Raw genomic sequence first — 18185 nt, forward strand, 5'->3', positions numbered from 1 at the left:
GCGGTCGAGGCGTCGCCCCGCGCGACGTCATGCATCCACATTCGCAGCGCTGGTCGGCCAGGCGCGATGCGCCAGCCGGGTTATGCGCTAGATTGGAACGCGTATGAGCGAGCAGCCTGCACGTCCGTATATCGGCGGCCAAGCGGTGATCGAGGGGGTCATGATGCGATCGCCGAGCTCGGTCGCGATCGTCTGCCGACGCCGCTCCGGTGAGCTGGTGGTGCGCGAGCAGCCGATGACCGCGGCGCCCAGGGGGCCCCGTAACTGGCCGTTCGTGCGGGGGATCGCGACCCTCGTGGAGTCGCTGCGCCTCGGGTCCCAGGCGCTCCGGTGGTCCGCGGACCTCTACGAGCAGGACCTCGCGGCCGAGGAGGCGGACTCGGCCAAGGGCCCGGCGTCCAAGCGGCCGAGCGCCGGACAAGCGAGCGGGGCCAGCCTCACCTCGCTGGCGCTCAGCATGGCGGCGATCGCGGCGCAGGACGTCGAGCCGGCGCAGACCGCGGGCAGCCCCGCGCCGGACGGCGCGGAAGCGAAGAAGCGGGGAGGGGGCATGGGCCTGCTCCCGATCGCCTTTGCGGTCCTGCTCTTCGTGGCGGCGCCTCAGGCCGGCGCCGAGCTGGTCAACAAGCTCTTCGGTCTCGGGCTGGAGGTCACGTCGCCCGGGTTCCAGGCGATCACCGGCGTGGCGAAGCTCGCCATCGTCGTCACCTACCTCCTCCTGATCCGCCAGATCCCGGAGGTCCGGCGCGTCTTCCAGTTCCACGGGGCGGAGCACAAGGCGATCTCCACCTACGAGGCGCGCGAGGCGCTCGAGGTCGAGAACGCGCGGCGGAAGACGGCCATGCACCCGCGCTGCGGGACGACGTTCCTGGTGATGGTGGCGCTCGTGTCCATCGTGGTGTTCTCGGTGGCCGGGGCGTCCCTCGGCGCGTTCCTGCCGAAGCTGCCCGGCGGCCGGCTCGTGGAGAGCGTCGGCTTCTTCTTGATGAAGCTGCCGTTCCTCCCGCTCATCGCCGCGGTGACGTTCGAGATCCAGCGGATCTTCGCGCGGTATTGCACCACGGGCCCGCTCCGCGCGCTGCTCTGGCCGGGGTTCCTGGTCCAGAAGATCACGACCGCGGAGCCCGACGACGCGCAGCTGGAGGTCGCCCTCGCCTCGCTCCGCGCGACGCTCTGGCGTGAGGAGTCGGTGGCCGCGCCGGTCCAGCCTGATCGGGTGTTCGAGGACTACTCGAAGCTGCTGGCCGACCCCGGCTACGCTGGCGCCCACGGCTAGCGCGCGCCGCCGCCGCGCGCCGCCGACGCGCGCCTCGCCGTCCAACTCCGCCCGTCTTCGGATTGCAGATGCTACCTATCGCGAAACTCGAGGCGGTCCAGCGCCGCTTTCAGGAACTCGAGCACCTCATGTGCAGCCCCGCGGTGCTCTCGGCCCCGGCCGAGCTCCAGCGGCTCAACCGAGAGCGGACCGAGATCGAGCCCGTGGTCGCCGCGTTCGCCCGGCTCCGCGACGTCGAGCGGCGCATCGCCGAGGACCGCGAGGCGCTCAGCGACCCCGATCTGTCCGAGCTCGCCCAGGCGGAGCTGCCCGAGCTCGAGCTCGAGCGGGAGCGCCTCGCCAGCGAGCTCGAGGTGCTCCTCCTGCCGAAGGACCCGAACGACGGCCGCAACACCGTGATCGAGATCCGGAGCGGCGAGGGCGGCGAGGAGGCGGCGCTCTTCGCCGCCGACCTCTTCCGCATGCTCTGCCGGTACGCGGAGACGAAGCGCTGGAAGGTCGAGGTGCTCAACCTGAGCGAGGCCTCCGCCGGCGGCTACAAGGAGGTCGCGGCGCTGATCACGGGGCAGGACGTCTACTCCCACCTCCGCTACGAGGGCGGCGTTCACCGCGTGCAGCGGGTCCCCACGACGGAGACGCAGGGGCGGATCCACACCTCGACCGCGACCGTCGCCGTCCTGCCCGAGGCCGACGAGGTCGACGTGCACATCGACGACAAGGACCTGGAGATCTCGATCGCCGCGTCGGGCGGCCCCGGCGGCCAGGGCGTCAACACGACGAACAGCGCCGTGCAGATCAAGCACCTGCCCACGGGCATGATCGTGAAGTGCCAGGACGAGCGCTCCCAGCTGAAGAACAAGGCGAAGGCGATGAAGGTGCTCCGGAGCCGGCTGCTCGAGCTCGAGCAGCGCCGGCAGGAGGAGGCCCAGAGCGCCGAGCGGCGGACCATGGTCGGGACGGGGGAGCGCGCGCAGAAGGTGCGGACCTACAACTTCCCCCAGAACCGCGTCACGGATCACCGCATCGGCCTCACGCTGCACAAGCTCGACAAGATCATCGAGGGCGATCTCGAGGAGCTCATCGGCGCGCTGCGCACGCACCGTCAGGCGGAGCTCCTGCGGCGGGGCGGGCTCTCGGGGCCCGCGGGCGCGCTGGAGTCCGCGACGTGAGGGGGGCGCCGCCCATCGATCTGGAGGCGCTGTTCGTCGCCCTCGTGCTCGCGCCGACGACCTTCTCGCGCAACCGCTTCTTCTCGCTCTACACCGACCCGGAGACGCGCCGGGTGCGGCGGCGGGCGGCGCTCCTCCGGAGCATCGTGCGGCAGCTCGTCGCGGGCGCGGACCGCGCCGGGCTCGCGCCGGCCGAGAGCGGGGGCGCGCTGCTCACGTACGACGTGCCGTCGCTCGGGCTGAAGCGCACCGCCGCGCTCGACGCCCTCGAGCTCGCGGTGCTCCGCATCGCGGTCTCCCGCGGCGCCGCCCCGCGGGCCGCGCCGCAGGGCGACGACGTCGCCCGGACGAGCTCGGCGATCGGCACCCCGTTGCCCCAGGACCTGCTCCCCGAGCCGGCGGACACGTCGCGCATCGAGCGCGCGCTCGCCCGGCTCCTGCCCGAGGAGGCCCGCGGCGGAGCCACGGGAGCGCCTGGCCAGGGAGAGCCAGGAGAGCCGGACGCGGCGACCAGGGCGCTACCGCGTGACCGGGAGCAGCGCGATACGCAAGCACCCTAGGAGACGACGACCATGTGCATCTTCTGCAAGATCGCGAACAAGGAGATCCCGGCGAAGGTCGTGTTCGAGGACGAGCACGTGCTCGCCTTCCATGACGTGAACCCGCAGGCCCCGACGCACGTGCTCATCATCCCGAAGCGCCACATCGCGGGGATCGGCGACGCCGCGCCCGAGGACGAGGCGGTCCTCGGCCGGCTGCTGCTCGCCGCGAGGCGGGTGGCCGAGCTGACCGGCGTGGCGGAGCGCGGCTTCAGGACCGTGGTGAACCACGGCGCGAACGCCGGCCAGACGGTCTTCCACCTGCACGTGCACGTCATCGGCGGGCGGCCGATGGCCTGGCCCCCCGGCTGAGCGCAGCGCTCAGCGCACGTCGCGGGCGGCGCCCACCACCGCGTCGAGCCACGCCGCCTCCGCCTCGCCGAGCGGCGGCTGCCGGGGCAGCGACGTCGGCAGCGCGCGGGGTCGCGACGCGCCGTGGGCGCGCAGGTGTACGGACGTGATCTCGCCGACGCGCCCCTCCACGCCGAGGAACAGCGCGAAGAGATCCGGGCCCACGGCGCGCCGCGGGGCAGGCCGCACCGCGAGCTCGGCGCCGGACGCGAGCCGCGCGGTGAACCCGGCGACCAGGTGGTCGACCGGGTCGCCCCACGGATCCGGGGCGCCGGGCGCGCCCGCCGCGATCCACGCGTCGATCGTGAGCTCGCGCGAGGCCGCGTCGAGCTCGAGCCCCAGCGTCAGGCCGTGCTGCGCGAGCGCGCGCTCGACGTCGGCGAGGCGAGCGGTGCCGGCGGCGTGCACGAGCAGGGAGGCGCGGTCCAGCACCGGCGACGCCGGCGCCGCCCGCGGGCGCGGCACCGGGGAGCGCGGGACGGCGTCGCGCGGGAGCAGGTTGCCCGGGTTCATGATGCCGGCCGGGTCGAAGACGCCCCGGAGCGCATGGACGACGTCGGCGCCGAGGCCGAGCTCCGCGCCGAGCCGGGGCGCCTTGCTGCGGCCCACGCCGTGGTGGTGCGAGAGCGTGCCGCCGGCGTCGATCGCGGCGTCGAGGGCCGCGCGCCAGGCCGCGTCGTACTTCGCCTCGGCCGCCGCGACGCTCGGCGCGCTGCCGGCGAAGGTGAAGTAGATGCTGCAGCCGTCCGGATAGGCGTGGGACAGGTGGGCCATCACGAACACGTGGCGCCCCAGCGCGCCGCGCACCGCGCGGTAGAGCGCGTCGAGGCGCGACCAGGGCGCGGCGACCTCCATGGTGTCGCTGAACGCGCCGGCCATGAAGACGGGCGCCTGGCGGTAGCTCACGCTGTAGCGGTGCGCGAGCCAGTGGCGCGCCGGCTCCTCGCCGAGCGGCCTGGCCCCGCCGCGCGCGGCGATCGCCGCGGCGCGGGCGAGATCCTCCGCGCTCGCGCGCGCCGTGCCCTCGAAGATGAGGATGAGCGTCGCGCCGCGGAGCACGCGCGACCCGACGGCGTCGACGACCTGGTTGAGCACCCCCGGCACGCGCAGCAGGCCGCGCAGCACCGCGGCGCCGGCCCCGGGGCCCCGCGCCCCGCGCGACGGCGCCGCCGCCGCCGCCGCCTCCGAGGGCTCGTCCCCCGCGCCGGCGTGCGCGCGCTGCCGGCGCACCGCGCCGAGCCGCGCCATGAACGAGTCGAACGGATCGTAGAGCCGCGAGACCGCCGGGCGGAGGCCAGCCTGGAACATCTCCCGCATCGCGTCCCACCCGGCCTCCAGGCTGGGGAACGAGAAGGCGGCGAACGCGCGCGCCGGCGGGGCGGGGTGGAGCCTGAGCGTCGCGGCCGTGACGACGCCGAGCACGCCCTCGCTGCCGATGAGGAGCGGCGTGAGATCCGGGCCGTGCGCGCGCCGGTGGAGGCGGACGACCTCGCCGCGGCCGACGACGCACTCGAGCGACGCGACCATGTCCTCGATCTTGCCGTAGAGCCCCGAGCACTGGCCGGCGCTGCGCGCCGCGACCCAGCCCCCCACGGTCGAGCAGAGGATCGACGACGGGAAATGGCCGAGCGTGAAGCCCTCGGCGTTGAGCTCCTCCTCGAAACGGATGCCGAGCGCGCCGGCCTCGACCTCGACGGACGGGGCCTGGCGGTCGAGCGAGCGCCGGCGGGAGAGCCGCTTGAGGTCGAGCACCACCGTCCGGTGGTCCGGCAAGACGCCGCCGCAAACGCCCGAGCCCGCGCCGTACGGCACGAGCGGGAGCCCCTCGTCCGCGCAGAAGCGGACGACCTGGGCGACCTCCTCGGTGGACGATGGCCAGACGATCATCCCGGGCCGGTGCTCGGCGATGCGGCCTTCCGTCACGGCGAGGTGGTGCCGCGGCCAGAGATCGCGGGCGTAGGCGATCTGGTCGACGGGGGAGGCGCTATGCGGGATGCCCGGCAGCGCGCGCGCGATCGCGGCCTCGAAGCTCATGCTCAGGAGCCCCTAGCTCCTCAGGTCCGCTCCGCAAGGATGATGAGCCGCGGCGACTCCGAGCCGAAGAAGACCCCCGGGTGCGCGGGGTGGCCGGTCACCTCGGTGACCTTGAAGCCCGCCTCGTGCAGCAGCTTGCCGAGCTCGTGCAGCCCGTAGAGGCGGATCGAGTAGTCGAGCTCGCGCGAGCGGCCGTCCTCGAACATCACGGTGCGCTTCACCTTGAGCCGGCTCGTGAAGAAATCCACCTGCATCTCATCCATGCAGACGCAGCCGTCGCCCTCGAACCAGACCAGGCTCGGCTGGCGGGACGCCACGTAGTCGCGGTTGACAATGTCGAGCAGGAGCATGCCGCCCGCGCGGAGGGCGCGGCGGATGCGGGCGAGGACGTCCAGGTTCTTCTCGTCGTCGAAGTAGCCGAAGCTCGTGGACCAGCAGTAGACGCCGTCGAAGGTCTCCTCGAACGTCATCTCGCGCATGTCGCCCTGGAGGAAGTTCAGCTTCTGGCCGCGGTCCTGCGCGTCGTCGGCGGCGCGGGCCAGCATCGCCAGCGACAGGTCGAAGCCGACCACGCTGTAGCCGCGGCTCGCGATCTCGATCGCGTGGCCGCCCGCGCCGCACGCGAGGTCGAGGATCACCGCGCCCTTCTCGACGCCGAGCCGCTCCTCGATGAAGTCGGCTTCGCGGCGAACCACCTTCCCGTCGATCTTGTCGAGCGTGCGCAGGAAGTCGTCGCCGAAGAGCTCCTCCCACCAGGGGCGCTTGCGGCGCACGGCGGGCTCGGTTGACGGGCCCGAGTTCGGATCGAGCTCGACCTGCTTCGCCGCCACCGGCGCCGCGGCGGCTGGCCGCGCGGCCACCGGTGGCTCGGCGGGCGGGGGCGGCACGGACACGGGCGGCGGCGGCACCGAGCTCGTGAACGTCGCGAGATCGGGCGAGGCCAGCGCGTGCGTGCGCGGGCGCCGCGGCGGCAGCGGCGGCGGCGGCGGCGGCTTCTTGGGCTGCGCCACCTGCGCGTCGGCCCGGGCGGCCGCGCGCTCGTCCGCCGTCTCACCGTCGCGCTCGGGCTCGACCTCCTCGAGCTCGACCTCGCTGCTCTTCGGCGGCAAGGTGCTGCGCGTCGCCTGGGCCGCTGCTTGCTCGCCTTCGCCCGCCTCGGGCGGGGCGCTCGGCAGCTCGGCCTTCGGCTCGTCGACCAGCTCCGGCTCGAGCTCCGCGAGCTCGTCCGCGCTCGGCCCCAGCGGCCAGTCCAGGGCGCGCGCCTCGATCTCCGGGGACGAGGCCGCCCTTTGTCGCCGCAGCCTCCCGGGATCGAGCTCGTCGGTCTCGTCGGTCTCGTCGGTCTCGTCGCGCGAGGTCGGTGGGCCCTCCGCGGGGGTGTCCTGGAAAGCCTCCAGCCCGAGCGCGGTCGGGAACTCGGACCGGGTCCTGAACTGGAGCGGCGGCCACTCGTGCTCGGTCGGCTCCGTCAGCAGCGGCGGCTTGGCGGGCTCGGGCGCCGAGCTGACCGGCGGCAGGTTCGACTCGATGCTGAGGATCTGGAGCGGCCGGATCACCGCGACCGAGTCCGGGTCGATGATGAGGCCGCCGGGGAGCGGCATCGGCATCGGCGGCACGCTCGACGACGACTTCGGCGACGGGCGCGGGACCGCGCGGGGCGCCACGAGCTCCGCCAGGTTCGGCGCCGGCGCCGGCTTGCTGGTCGGCCTGGGCTCCTCCAGCGCCGGCTGACTGGGAGGCCTCGCCGCGTCCAGCCAGCCGTCGTCGTCCTGCACGTCCTGGAGCGCGCTCGTGCGCGGGGTCGCGGCGCCGCCGTGCGCGGCGGCCTCCTCCGGCGCGGCGCCCTCGTCGTCGCCCTGCGGCGGCGCGTCTCCAGCCAGGTTCACGAGCCGCCGCGAGCGGCGGCGCGCGGCCTTCGTGCCGTCGCCGCGCTCCACGTCCGCGGTCCGCTCCACCTCGGCGGCCAGCGACTGCCAGGCTCGCCTGGCGGCGGGGTTCGCCGGCAGGGGAGTCCCGTGCCGCGAGCGCTCCGTGGGCGGCCCGGCGATGCGCGGGTCGAGGTCGAGATCCGGGATCTCCGAGCGCTGCACGCTGGAGCTCCCGTCGGCCATGCCCGCGACGACGTCGAGGCGCGGCAGCGGCGTCGTGGTCGCGGGCTGCGGGCGCGCGCTGGGCATGCGCTCGGGCCGTGGAGGGGACGACGAGCGCGCGGAGAACGAGCCCTGCTCTCCTTGCGGCGCTGATGCGGCCGCGCTCCCTGCATCGCCCGGCAGGGGCGCGCCGGGCTCTCCGGAGACGCCGCCCTCCTGGGCGGACGCAGCCAGGGGGTTGCGCGGCCGCTCGCTCGTCATCGCTTGCCCCCGTCGAGCGGCTCTCCATAGAGGACCGGCCCGGGAGCCCTGCTCCACGGGGGCGCCGCCCCGCGCTCCACGAACATGACCGTCGTGGAGCCGAGGTGGAACTTGCCGATCTCCTCGCCACACGCGACCTGGAGGGCCGGCGAGATCGCGTGCACGCCGAGCGGCACGTCGCGCGCGTCGATGCCGCTCACCGTGATCCGTCCGACGATCATCGCGCCCACCATCACGACCGTCACGCGCCCCTGGCGCTCGGTGTCGATCACGATCGCGACGCGCCGGTTGCGGGCGAAGAGGCCCGGGACGTGGCGCTCGCCGATCGAGTTCACCGGGAAGAGCTCCCCGGGCATCGAGCGGATGACGCTCACCTGGCCGGCGACGGGGGCGTGGACCCGGTGGTAGTCGCGGGGCGACAGGTAGACGACAGCGAACTGCCCGCCGTCGTAGCGGGTGGCCTCCGCGGGGTCGCCCACGAGGTCCTCCACCCGGTAGGGCTGCCCCTTGATGAACAGGCGCCCGCCCTCGGTCACGGGGCCGATCGCGGCGATCCGGCCGTCGGCGGGGCTGGTGATGGCTCCTGGGTCGGAGCAGACAGGGCGCATCCCCTCGCGGAGCTTGCGCGTGAAGAACGCGTCGAAGCTCTCGTAAGGGCTCGTCAGCACCTCGGCCGCGTCCATGTCGACGCGGTACGCGCGCGCGTAGAGCTTGACCACCGTGTTCAAGACAGCGGCGGGTGCCCTGGCGTCGCAGAGGCGGCCAACGGCCCGGGTAATGCGCTCTCGCGGAAGCACCCGCAACAGCTGTGCGGCGGCGTAGGTGGCAACGGTCATTGTGCGGAGCGGCGTTATCGATGCGGGAAAAAGAGCGGTGCAGGAATGCTAGGCCTCGGGAAGTACCTGGGTCAACGCTCGGGTCAAGCGAACTGTCCACACAGGCCACCCAGGCGCGGTCCCTCAGCCAGCGAAGGAGCTCAGCCTTGACGCGACGCGCGACGCACAGCGCGATCCCCGTCGCGCGACGCCAGGCCCGTCCCCCGTGCTCCCCGTTTCTCCACGTCGCCGCGAGCGCGTCAACCGCGAAGCGCCGCTCCGCGCAAATGCGCGGTGCTCGCCCGCGGACCGCCCCGGTCCGCGCGCTCCATTCTGAAGCGCCGATCCGGACGAGGCGCTGCAACTTCGATCGCCCGCGGGGAGCGAGGCAGAAAAACGGAACGGTTTCAAGCGTATACGTCCTGGCACGCCGCTCGCTGAAGGAGGCCCAGGAGGCACGAGACGGCGATGGAGATCAGGTTCTGGGGGGTTCGCGGGAGCATCGCTTCGCCTGGGCCGGAGACGGCGTCGGTGGGCGGCAACACGAGCTGCGTGGAGATCCGCTGCGGATCGTCGCGGATCATCCTCGATGCAGGGACGGGCGTGCGCAGGCTCGGCGACGCGCTGCTCCGGGAGGGGCCGGTCGAGGCGACGGTGCTGCTCTCCCACCTGCACTGGGATCACATCCAGGGCTTGCCGTTCTTCGTGCCGGCGTACCTGCCGAGCTCGAAGCTGTCGATCGTGGGCAGCGCGCACGGGGTCGGGAGCCTCCGCGACGCGCTCTCGACGCAGATGGCGGCGCCGAGCTTCCCGGTCCGGCTCGACGAGCTCGGCGCGCAGATCGCGCTGCGGGAGGCGCGGCCCGGCGAGGCGTTCGACGTGGGCGAGGTCCACGTGCGCACCGCGAAGCTGAACCACCCGGGCGGCGTCCTCGCCTACCGCGTCGAGCACGCGGGCCGCAGCGTCGTCTATGCGACCGACACCGAGCACTACGCCTGCGTCGATCCGGCGCTGCGCGCGCTCGCGGACGGCGCCGACGTGCTCATCTACGACGCGCAGTACACCCCCGAGGAGTACCGCGGCGACGGCGGCCGCTCGAGGGTCGGCTGGGGGCACTCGACCTACGTGGCGGGGGCCGAGATCGCGAGGGCGTGCGGCGCGCACAAGCTCGTCCTCTTCCACCACGACCCGCAGCGGACGGACGCGGGGGTCGCCGAGATCGAGCGCCTCTCGCGCGAGCTCTTCCCCGCCTCGGTCGCCGCGCGCGAGGGGCTCTGCATCAACGTCGAGGCCCTCGCGCGGGCCGCGTGATGACGCGGATGACGACAAGGGCGGCGACCTCTATGCTGGATCCTGCTCCGCTATCCATGTCGCGCCTCTCGCTGCTCGTCGATCTCGCCTCCCTCCTCGCCCGGGAGGTCGACTTCGACGCCCTCCTCGGCACGGCGTGCGAGCGGCTCGCGAAGGCGCTCCGCGCCGACCGCGCGACGATCTGGCTCGTCGACGCCGAGCGCGGCGATCTCGTGACGCGCGTCGCCCTCCTGCCCGAGCTCCCCGCGCTGCGGCAGCCGCTCGGGCGCGGCATCGCGGGGCACGTCGCCAGGACCGGAGAGGTCGTGCGCGTCGACGACGCCGCGCGCGATCCGCGCTTCGATCCGTCCGCCGACCGGGCGACGGGCTACACGACGCGCTCGATGCTCGTCGCGCCCATCCGGGAGGACGGCGCCGCGCCGGTCCGCGGCGTCGTCCAGCTGCTGAACCGCGCGGGCGCGCCGTTCGACGAGGAGGACGAGCGCTACCTCGTCGCGCTCGCGACGCAGCTCGCCCGCGCGCTCGCGCTGACGACGCTCCGCGCCGCCGAGGGCGGCGGGCCGGGCGTCGTGCTGCAGGGGCCGTTCAACCGGATCGTCGGCCGCAGCGAGCGGCTGGGCGCCGTGTACGAGAAGGTCCAGCTCGCGGCGCAGACCGACGCGACCGTGCTGCTGCGCGGCGAGACAGGCACCGGCAAGAGCCTCTTCGCGCGGGCGATCCACGTGAACTCGAGGCGCCAGACGAGGCCCTTCGTCACCGTCGACTGCACGACGCTGCCGGCGCAGCTCGTGGAGAGCGAGCTCTTCGGCCACGAGCGCGGGGCGTTCACCGGCGCGGACCGCCGCGTGCCCGGCAAGGTGGAGCTCGCGGAGGGCGGCACGCTCTTCCTGGACGAGCTCGGGGATCTGCCGCTCGACATCCAGGGCAAGCTCCTCCGCTTCCTGCAGGATCGATCGTTCGAGCGCGTCGGGGGGCGCCAGACGCTCCACGCCGACGTGCGCGTCGTGTGCGCCACGCACTGCGACCTCGAGCGCGCGGTCGCCGAGGGCCGCTTCCGGAAGGACCTTTACTATCGGGCGCGCGTCGTCGAGATCGACCTGCCGGCCCTGCGCGAGCGCGGCCCCGAGGACGTCGAGACGCTGGCCCGGCACTTCGCGGACGTCTACGCGACGAGGTACGGCAGGCCCGCGCCGCGCTTCGATCTGGAGGCGCTCCGCCACATCCGCGCGCACACCTGGCCGGGCAACGTGCGCGAGCTCGAGCACTGGGTCGAGAGCGCGATCGCCCTCGCGCCCGACGGCCGCATCACCGCGGGGCACCTTCCATCGCGGCGGCGCGAGGGCGCCCCGCCGCCCGCCGCGGCTGCGCACGAGGGCGACGAGCGGGTCGCGCTGCCGCTCGGCCTCACCCTCGACGAGGTGACGCGTCGCTACGTCGAGGCGATGGTCCGGGCGTGCGAGGGGAACAAGACGGAAGCGGCGAAGCGGCTCGGCGTCGGCAGGAACACCCTGGCCCGGGCGCTCCGCGCGAAGAACTGAGGCGCGTCGCTCAGCGCAGGCTCACCGGCAGCGTCAGGCCGATCCCTGCGATCGCCGCGACGTGAGAGGTCTGCTCCTGCGCGAGGGTGCTGACCCGCAGCAGAGGGCGCAGCAGCACGAGGTGGAGCTCGAGGAAGCCGCGCACCTGGAGGTGCCGGGACACGCGCCACTCGGCGCCCCCGCGCGCGCCGGAGGTGACGAACCAGGGGGAGCTGGACTCTGTGGGCCTCAGGTCGTCGACGGCGGAGGCGCGGAGCGCTCCAAGCTGGACGACGTAGCAGAGGAAGACGGCCTCCCTGTGCCTGCAGAGCGAGGTGGCCCCCGCTCCGGCGCCGGTTGCCTGGCCCAGGATCGCTCCGTCATTGCGGCCCAGCGCCTTGAACGCGCGCGCCTCCAGCCACAGGGAGGCGTCGAGCCAGCGGAGGGCGAGCGCGGACGAGACGCCGATGCCCGTCACGGGCATCAGGCCGAACACGAGCATGGAGGAGGCGTGGAGCTCGCCGTAGACGCCCGGCGGCGGGGCGCTCCGGGGATCGCGCGCGTACGCTCGTGCGGGCAGGACGAGGCTCAGCGCGATCACCAGGGCGACGCGGCCAGCGTTCAGCATCGCGCGTACCGTAAAGGCGCGCTCCAGCGCCGCGGAAGCAGGCGCGGGCGGGCTCGCGCAGAAACCGGCGCGAGCGAGGCATTGCGTTCAGCGGCGTCGTTTCCTCAGATCGTCGTTCTTTTCGGACGCCGGGGTTCGGGGCCGAGCCCCGAGGAAACAAAGCCAGGGCCGCCCGCGCGCAGCCGCCGCGAAGCGGCGTCTGCGCGCGGAACTAGGGCGCCCTGCGGCGCGCGGCCTCGCAGAGCGCTGATCGGACGGGATCGGCGGGGAGCTCGGGCGGCAGCTTCTCCTCGCAGGCCACCTCGGGGCTCAGCGGGTCGAGCGCGACACCCGCCGAGAAGGCGCGGTCCGCGCCGGGGCCGCCGTGGAGCAGCCCGTGCAACGACCACCACCGGCCGTGGCGGCTGTTCACGTCCTCCACCTGCTCGACGAGCGGCGCGGCGCTGGCGCGCTCGCCCGACGCGAGCAGGGCGGCGGCGAGGAAGCAGCGCACCGCCGGCTCGTGCGGCGCGAGCGCCTGCGCGCGAGCGTGCTGGACGGCGGCCGCGGCGTGGTGGCCGCGCTCGTGGAGCAGCTGCCCGAGCCGCACGCGCTTGCCGACCTCCTGCCGGTGCGGCATGTCCCCGCCGGGCGCGAGATCGGGCGGCACGTCCGCCGGCACCGTGGCGAGGTAGGCGCGCCAGCGCTTGTCCCAAGCCGCGAGATCCGCGCCGGAGATCTCCGCGATCGCCCGCTCCAGATCCGCGTCGCTGCTCGCCGCCTTGAGCCGGACCAGGAGCTGGGGGAGCGCCGTGTCGCCCGCCTCCCTCGTCCAGTAGCGGATGAAGCTCGCGACCTCGGCGAACACGATCGCCGCCTCCTCCGCGCTCGGGAGCATCGCGATCGAGGGGCCGATCTTGTCGAGCGGGCGCCCGAGGCCCTTCTGGATGCCCAGCCAGGCGACAGCGTCGGCGGACGGCACGTCGTCCAGCGGGTCGGGCTCGCGCCAGCGGACCTCCTCGCGCTTGGCCACGCCCTCCTGCAGCCACAGCGGGGCGTTGTCGCGCGTCCCGCGCGAGAGCGCGAGGTGCGTGATCTCGTGCGCGAGCGTGTCGAGCCACGGATAGCCGTTCGGCGTCGCGCGCGGGGAGAGCATCGTCACCCGCCCCCACTTGGCGATGGCGACCGTGCCCGTCGTCCGCGCCGCGTCCTCGGGCAGGCCCGTCATCGCCGAGAGCGTGAACTGGTCCCGGACGAGATCGATCCGCAGCGGCCTCAGGAGCTCGACCCCGAGGTCCTTCGCGAGCACGTCGCGCGTCCTCGCCGCGACCTCGACGAGGAGCGGCACGAGCGCGCGATCGTCGTCGTCCTGGAGCCGCACCCACACGCCGCGCGCCTCGTCGTTGACGACCACCGTCGCGGCGGTGGCGCGGGCGCAGCCGCGCGCGATGTCGCCGAGCGCCGCGCCCTCCGCCGTCGCCGAGAGGTCGGGGCGCGCGAGGATCGCCGCGGCGGCGTCGCAGTCGCCCTCGTAGATGGCGAGCCGGCCGCGCTCGAGCGCGAGCGCGGGGTCCGCCATGTCCACGTCCTTCAGGATGTCCCGCGCCGCCGGGGCGTCGATCTCCAGGATCGCGGCCCGCGCCCGCACGGCGCGGTCGAGATCGCCCACGGACAGGCGGCCCGACGCGGTCGCCGAGGAGGTCGCGAGCGCGGCGAGGACCACCGCCCGGAGGCCGCGCTTGGCGGCCGCCGCGCCCCGCCGAGGCGCCCTGGCCGGGCTCACCGGACCACCGATGCGCTTCATTTCAGCAGCCCCTCCGCGTAACGCTTGACCGCCTCTCGCAGCCGCGGCTCCGAGGTGCCCCCGAGCCCCTCGAGCACACGCCGCCGGAACTCCTCGGGGCCCTTGTGCTTGTCCTTGTCCGGGATGTCGGCCTTCCTCGCCATGTCCCTGTCCCCTTCCTGGTCGCCGTCGCCCTCCTGGCCCTGGTCCTCGCTGCGCGACATCTCGAGCAGCCGCTGCGCGTCGCGCTGGCGCTCGCTGCCCTGCTCGCCGTCCCCCTCGGACAGCGAGCGCTGGGCGTCGCGCATCGCCTGCTCGGCGTCGTCGAGGCGCTCGAGCATCTCCTCCGGCATGCGGCCGTCGCCGCGCTCGCCGCGCTTGCGGAGGTCGCGCGCGCGATCGGCGAGCGAGCCCTCGCGCTGGCTCGACCTCTCGAGGCCCTCCCGCGCCCGCTCCGACGCGGCCTGCCGCAGCTTGCGCAGCGCCTCCTCGGCCCAGGCCAGCTCGTCGGCGAGCGCCTGCTGCGCCTCCGCGGCCTCGCGGCCCGCCCGCTCCTCGGGGAAGAAGCCGCCGCTCTTCGACCCGAGCCGCTTCGCCTCGCCCAGCGAGCGCATCGCGCCCTGACCGCTCTGGACCGCGTCCTCGGGGCGGCCCTGCTCCAGCGCGCCCGCCATCGCCTCGGCCTGCTCCCTGCCGTCGGCCGCGGCGGACTCGGCCGAGCCCGGCGCCGCGCCGGGCTGCGGCAGGCCCCGCACCGCCTCGCGGATCGCCTCGGCGTGCTTCTTCGCCTCCTCGCGGAGCGCCGCGATGTCCTCGGGCGTCGACGCGCGCGCGAGCTCCTCGGCGACCGCGTTCATCTCGGCGGCGTGGTCGCGCGCGAGCTCCTCGAGGTCGCGCTCGCTCTGCGCGACGCTCTCGTCGGCGCTCGAGGCGTCGCCGGGCTCCGGCCCGCGCGGCGCCCCGGACTCCACCCCGCCGCGGCCGCCGCCGCCGAACGAGGGCTCCGGCCGCCTGAGCCGCGCCGCGAGGTCGCGCGCCGCGAGCTCGGCGTGCGCCCAGTCGCTCGCGCCGCGGGCGCGCGCGATCCTGCGCAGGTCGTTCGCGACGATCTCCCCGAGGTCGAGGCCGAGGTCGCCGAGCTTGCTCAGCTCGACCCCCCCGCCGCCCAGCACCGTGACCGCCGCCTCGAGGCGCCCTTCGCCGTTGTCGCGGTCGCCGCCGTCGAGGAGCTCCGCCGCCGCCGCGGCCTCGTCGGCGACGTCGGCCAGCCGCTGCGCGACGGCCTGGGCGTCCCGGTAGCCGAGGCCGCGCAGGCCCGCGTCGAACGCGAGCAGCACGCCCTCGGTCTCGTCGAGCAGCTTCTGGTGCGCCGCGCGGGTGGTCGCCTTCCGCTCCGCGGCGAGCGCCTGGTCGAGCCTCGCCAGCTGGCCTCGCGCGAGCGACGCGATGCGCCCGCGCACCCGGAGCCCGCCGTAGTCCGCGGAGAGCGCCCGCTCGACCTCCGCCTTCGCGGTCGCCTGCGCCTCGGCCTCGTGCGCCGCGTGCCCCGCGGCGCCGCCCGCCTCCGGCGCCTTCTGGCCGATGCGGTCGGCGAGCAGGTCGGTGAGGGCGTCGCGCGCCTTCAAGAGCGCGACGTAGCGCCGCGCCTCGGGCTCGCCCACCTGCGGCGGGACGACCAGGATCGCCTCGCTCCTGCCCCACTTCGGGCCCTCGATCGGGTCGTTGTCGCGCGCCTCGATCCGCACCTCGACGGGCACGTACGTCCTGCGGAAGAAGGGGTCGCGCGCCCTGAGCTCGTAGCCCCCGCGATCGACCTTCGCGTCCCCCGCCGGCCGCGAGAGCACGCGCCGCTCCTCCTTGGCGCCGGCGCGCAGGACGAGATCGACCTCGCGCAGGCCGTGATCGTCGGTGATCTCGTAGCGGAGCGGGATGCTGGGCTCGTCGAGGAGCTTCACCGTGCGCGGGGCCCCCTCGAGCGTGACGCGCGGCGCGTCGTCCGGGATCGACACGACCCGCTGCGCGTCGGCCTGCCGGACGCGCACCTGCCCGAAGCGCGCGGCCGCCTGCAAGGTCGTCGAGTCGCCGAGCGTCCACCGGGCGATCACGCCGCCCTTGCCGTCGTCGACGAACGGGACCTCGGCGCCGCCGTCGGTCAGCACGAGCGCGCGGCCGGCGCGGACGGGGCGGCCGCGCACCGTGATCACCGTCCCCCGGGGCTGCATCGTCGTCACGAAGGGCAGGAGCACCTCCGCGCCCTCGTGGAGGTACTCGGGCGGCGTGGCCGTCATCTCGATGTCCTCGAGCCACGGCAGATCGAGCGGCGCCTCGCCGCGGCGGGCGGCGAGGACGTCCAGGCCCTCGACGACGCGCGACGGCTCGATCGCGGCGGCCGCGAGCGCCGCCACGCCGAGGGCGAGGCCCGCGATCGCCCAGCGCGCCGCCGCTCGCTGCGCGCGCGCGGTGATCCTCGCCTGCGAGGCGCGCCCGAGCAGCCGCGCGAGGTGGAGGCCGGCGAGCTCCGGCGACCCGACCCGATCGTCGGTCCGGGCGCGATCCACGAGCGCGAGCGCCCTCAGGGTGGCGGCGCCGAGCGCCTCGTCGGTGCGGCCGATGATCTCGCGCACCGTGCGCCGGGCGTCGCCGCGGCGCCGCCGCGCGACAACCGCGCGCGCGGCGATCGCCGCGAGCAGCAGCGCGAGGCCGGCGCCGGCGAGCCCGCGGGCGAGCGGAGACCCGACGCGCGCCACGTGCGCCGCGCCGAACAGCCCCGCGCACGCCGCCGCGGTGAGCGCGCGCCGCGCGGAGGGGCCCACCTCCGCATCCCAGACGGAGCGCAGCCGCGCGATGGACAGGGCCGGCGCCTCGTTATCCATGGAGGCAAGGGTAATCGGCGGCCGGAGGTGGTCCAGCGAATCGATGGGACGCCCCCGGGAGCAGGGCCCCGGCGATCAGACGTCGAGCTCGCCGTCGGTCATGAACCAGCTGTTCGGGTCGAGCAGCACGCGCCGCAGCTCCTCCGGGAAGCTCGGGTCGAGGTGTACGACGAGCCACCGCGAGCCGACCTTCGGCGGGTGGGGGCGGGAGAAGAACCCGAGCGCCCGCAGGCGCGCGTTGAACGCGGGCGGGGTCACGAGGAGCATGCCCACGGAGACGTGCCCCTCGCGCCGCATCGCCTGGCAGAACTCGAGGAGCAGGGCGTCGAGCAGGGGGCCGTCGTCCTCGCAGAACAGGTCGGTCACCTCGACCTTGTTGTTCCGCACCGCGTAGACGGCGTAGCCGAGCAGCCGCCCGTCGTGCCTGTCGAGCATGCAGAAGAAGCGGTGCCGGATATTGCCGAGCTGCGCGTAGCGCCAGTTCAGGAACTGAGCGCTGCGCTCGCCGGCGATCGGCGCGGGCTTCGCCCGTGACCACAGCTCGTCGAAGCGGTGGTCGGCGGCGTCCACGAGCTCGGTGCGCACGCGGCTGCCCCGCGCGAGCAGCGCCGCGGCGTCCCGGAGCGCCATCGAGCCGTCGACAGCGCGCCCCGCGGCGCGGACCAGGGCGTTGTCCGGCTTCACCGTCGCGCGCTGCACCAGGCGCTCGGCGGCCGTCGACAGCGCCTGCGTGAGCGGGGCGGGCGCGGCGGCCGGCTCCGCCGCCTCCCAGAGCGCGCGCCAGCGGGGGTGGGGGATCGCCGAGGCCGCCCGCTCGGCGACCCGCTGCACCACCGCGCTCACCGTGCTGTGCTGCTCGCCGGCCGACGAGGACGCGAGCTCGTGCAGCTTGTACGCGGCCATGAGGGGCCGGACCCAGATGATGGAGTCGGCGATCTTCTTGTAGCCGGCGCGCTGGAAGATCGGGAATGAGGCCTTGTTGGGGAAGCCGTAGAGGAAGTCGACCCCGGCGTCGCGGCAGCCCCTGGCGAGCTCGCGCTGGATGCTCATGGCGGCGCCGGCGATGCGGTGCGCCTTGGTCACGCCGAAATCGCCGAGCACGCCCGCCTTGAGCTTCCGCCCGCTGACGTAGATGTCGCGCGGGTAGAACGAGCCGCTGCCGATGATCTCGCGCTCCGGGCCGTGAAAGCCCATCCACGTCCGAGGGGGGCCGGCCGGGTTCTGCTCCTGGAACCAGCGCATCCGCCGCTCCAGGAACTCCTGCGACACCTCGCCGTGGGCGAGGTTCTCTTTCCAGAGCTGCGCGAGGACGTCCCTGTGCTCTTCGGGCTGGACGCGAGCGGCGCTGTAGACCTTCTCCATGGCTTCCCGGTGCGCTCTCCTGGCGCGGCCGAGCGGCGCGCCGGGGCCCGTCATGGCCGAAGGCGGCGAGGGCGTCAATCGCGCCTCGGGCGGGCGTCTCCTTCGCTGCTCGGGACGTGCAGCGGTGTTCCGCGCCG

At 74.6% G+C, this 18185-nt stretch carries 13 protein-coding genes; 6 read left to right on the plus strand and 7 right to left on the minus strand.

Annotated features, from left to right (window positions below):
• The first annotated feature begins 160 nt into the window (after positions 1 to 160).
• The 4 genes from WME85_RS52375 to WME85_RS52390 all read left to right on the plus strand — a co-directional run bounded on the left by WME85_RS52375 (position 161) and on the right by WME85_RS52390 (position 3356).
• Positions 161 to 1276 carry a DUF1385 domain-containing protein gene (locus WME85_RS52375; protein WP_437833235.1) on the plus strand — a complete coding sequence of 372 codons (1116 nt, stop codon included), beginning with the start codon at positions 161 to 163 and terminating at the stop codon, positions 1274 to 1276.
• A 68-nt stretch (positions 1277 to 1344) separates the two neighbouring features.
• Entirely contained in the window at positions 1345 to 2445 is a 1101-nt protein-coding gene (prfA, locus tag WME85_RS52380) for a peptide chain release factor 1 (protein WP_437306637.1), read from the plus strand.
• On the plus strand, positions 2442 to 3005 hold the full coding sequence (locus WME85_RS52385) for a hypothetical protein (RefSeq protein ID WP_437833238.1): 564 nt from the start codon (positions 2442 to 2444) through the stop codon (positions 3003 to 3005). The genes prfA and WME85_RS52385 overlap by 4 nt, the downstream gene beginning before the upstream one ends.
• Positions 3006 to 3017: 12 nt before the next feature.
• Positions 3018 to 3356: a histidine triad nucleotide-binding protein gene (locus WME85_RS52390; RefSeq protein ID WP_437833240.1), complete on the plus strand. Its 339-nt coding sequence runs from the start codon at positions 3018 to 3020 to the stop codon at positions 3354 to 3356.
• A gap of 9 nt (positions 3357 to 3365) precedes the next feature.
• Here WME85_RS52390 and WME85_RS52395 read toward each other — a convergent pair whose 3' ends face one another.
• From WME85_RS52395 to asd, 3 genes are read right to left on the minus strand one after another with little or no spacing between them, the layout of a single operon-like run.
• Positions 3366 to 5429: an FAD-binding protein gene (locus tag WME85_RS52395; protein ID WP_437833243.1), complete on the minus strand. Its 2064-nt coding sequence runs from the start codon at positions 5427 to 5429 to the stop codon at positions 3366 to 3368.
• Between the two features lie 20 nt (positions 5430 to 5449).
• Positions 5450 to 7780 carry a methyltransferase domain-containing protein gene (locus WME85_RS52400; protein WP_437833246.1) on the minus strand — a complete coding sequence of 777 codons (2331 nt, stop codon included), beginning with the start codon at positions 7778 to 7780 and terminating at the stop codon, positions 5450 to 5452.
• A complete protein-coding gene (asd, locus tag WME85_RS52405; protein ID WP_437312339.1) occupies positions 7777 to 8499 on the minus strand; it encodes an archaetidylserine decarboxylase in 723 nt (240 codons plus the stop codon). The genes WME85_RS52400 and asd overlap by 4 nt, the downstream gene beginning before the upstream one ends.
• Positions 8500 to 9063: 564 nt before the next feature.
• On the opposite strand from asd, the gene WME85_RS52410 reads away from it, so the two are divergent.
• Positions 9064 to 9906 carry an MBL fold metallo-hydrolase gene (locus tag WME85_RS52410; RefSeq protein WP_437833248.1) on the plus strand — a complete coding sequence of 281 codons (843 nt, stop codon included), beginning with the start codon at positions 9064 to 9066 and terminating at the stop codon, positions 9904 to 9906.
• 32 nt (positions 9907 to 9938) lie between these two features.
• Complete coding sequence (locus tag WME85_RS52415) at positions 9939 to 11444, plus strand: sigma-54-dependent Fis family transcriptional regulator (RefSeq protein ID WP_437306643.1); 1506 nt, start codon at positions 9939 to 9941, stop codon at positions 11442 to 11444.
• Between the two features lie 10 nt (positions 11445 to 11454).
• Here the strand turns inward: WME85_RS52415 and WME85_RS52420 are convergent, their stop codons facing one another.
• From WME85_RS52420 to WME85_RS52435, 4 genes are all read right to left on the minus strand, one after another.
• Positions 11455 to 12051: a hypothetical protein gene (locus tag WME85_RS52420; RefSeq protein ID WP_437833251.1), complete on the minus strand. Its 597-nt coding sequence runs from the start codon at positions 12049 to 12051 to the stop codon at positions 11455 to 11457.
• Positions 12052 to 12262: 211 nt separating this feature from the next.
• Positions 12263 to 13834 carry a hypothetical protein gene (locus WME85_RS52425; RefSeq protein WP_437833253.1) on the minus strand — a complete coding sequence of 524 codons (1572 nt, stop codon included), beginning with the start codon at positions 13832 to 13834 and terminating at the stop codon, positions 12263 to 12265.
• Positions 13831 to 16686: a DUF4175 family protein gene (locus tag WME85_RS52430; protein ID WP_437833255.1), complete on the minus strand. Its 2856-nt coding sequence runs from the start codon at positions 16684 to 16686 to the stop codon at positions 13831 to 13833. Before WME85_RS52430 ends, WME85_RS52425 begins: the two co-directional genes overlap by 4 nt.
• A gap of 75 nt (positions 16687 to 16761) precedes the next feature.
• Entirely contained in the window at positions 16762 to 18102 is a 1341-nt protein-coding gene (locus WME85_RS52435) for a GNAT family N-acetyltransferase (protein ID WP_437833258.1), read from the minus strand.
• Positions 18103 to 18185 lie beyond the last annotated feature (83 nt).

Origin of the sequence: Sorangium sp. So ce1153 (assembly GCF_051521595.1) — a bacterium.
Taxonomy (GTDB): Bacteria; Myxococcota_A; Polyangia; order Polyangiales; family Polyangiaceae; genus Sorangium.

Excerpts from the sequence above, each read along its gene's own strand:
- WME85_RS52375 (WP_437833235.1), top strand. The coding sequence starts at position 161 with ATGATGCGATCGCCGAGCTCGGTCGCGATCGTCTGCCGACGCCGCTCC.
- prfA (WP_437306637.1), top strand. The coding sequence starts at position 1,345 with ATGCTACCTATCGCGAAACTCGAGGCGGTCCAGCGCCGCTTTCAGGAA.
- WME85_RS52390 (WP_437833240.1), top strand. The coding sequence starts at position 3,018 with ATGTGCATCTTCTGCAAGATCGCGAACAAGGAGATCCCGGCGAAGGTC.
- WME85_RS52395 (WP_437833243.1), bottom strand. The coding sequence starts at position 5,429 with ATGAGCTTCGAGGCCGCGATCGCGCGCGCGCTGCCGGGCATCCCGCAT.
- WME85_RS52400 (WP_437833246.1), bottom strand. The coding sequence starts at position 7,780 with ATGACGAGCGAGCGGCCGCGCAACCCCCTGGCTGCGTCCGCCCAGGAG.
- WME85_RS52410 (WP_437833248.1), top strand. The coding sequence starts at position 9,064 with ATGGAGATCAGGTTCTGGGGGGTTCGCGGGAGCATCGCTTCGCCTGGG.
- WME85_RS52415 (WP_437306643.1), top strand. The coding sequence starts at position 9,939 with ATGCTGGATCCTGCTCCGCTATCCATGTCGCGCCTCTCGCTGCTCGTC.
- WME85_RS52420 (WP_437833251.1), bottom strand. The coding sequence starts at position 12,051 with ATGCTGAACGCTGGCCGCGTCGCCCTGGTGATCGCGCTGAGCCTCGTC.
- WME85_RS52425 (WP_437833253.1), bottom strand. The coding sequence starts at position 13,834 with ATGAAGCGCATCGGTGGTCCGGTGAGCCCGGCCAGGGCGCCTCGGCGG.
- WME85_RS52430 (WP_437833255.1), bottom strand. The coding sequence starts at position 16,686 with ATGGATAACGAGGCGCCGGCCCTGTCCATCGCGCGGCTGCGCTCCGTC.
- WME85_RS52435 (WP_437833258.1), bottom strand. The coding sequence starts at position 18,102 with ATGACGGGCCCCGGCGCGCCGCTCGGCCGCGCCAGGAGAGCGCACCGG.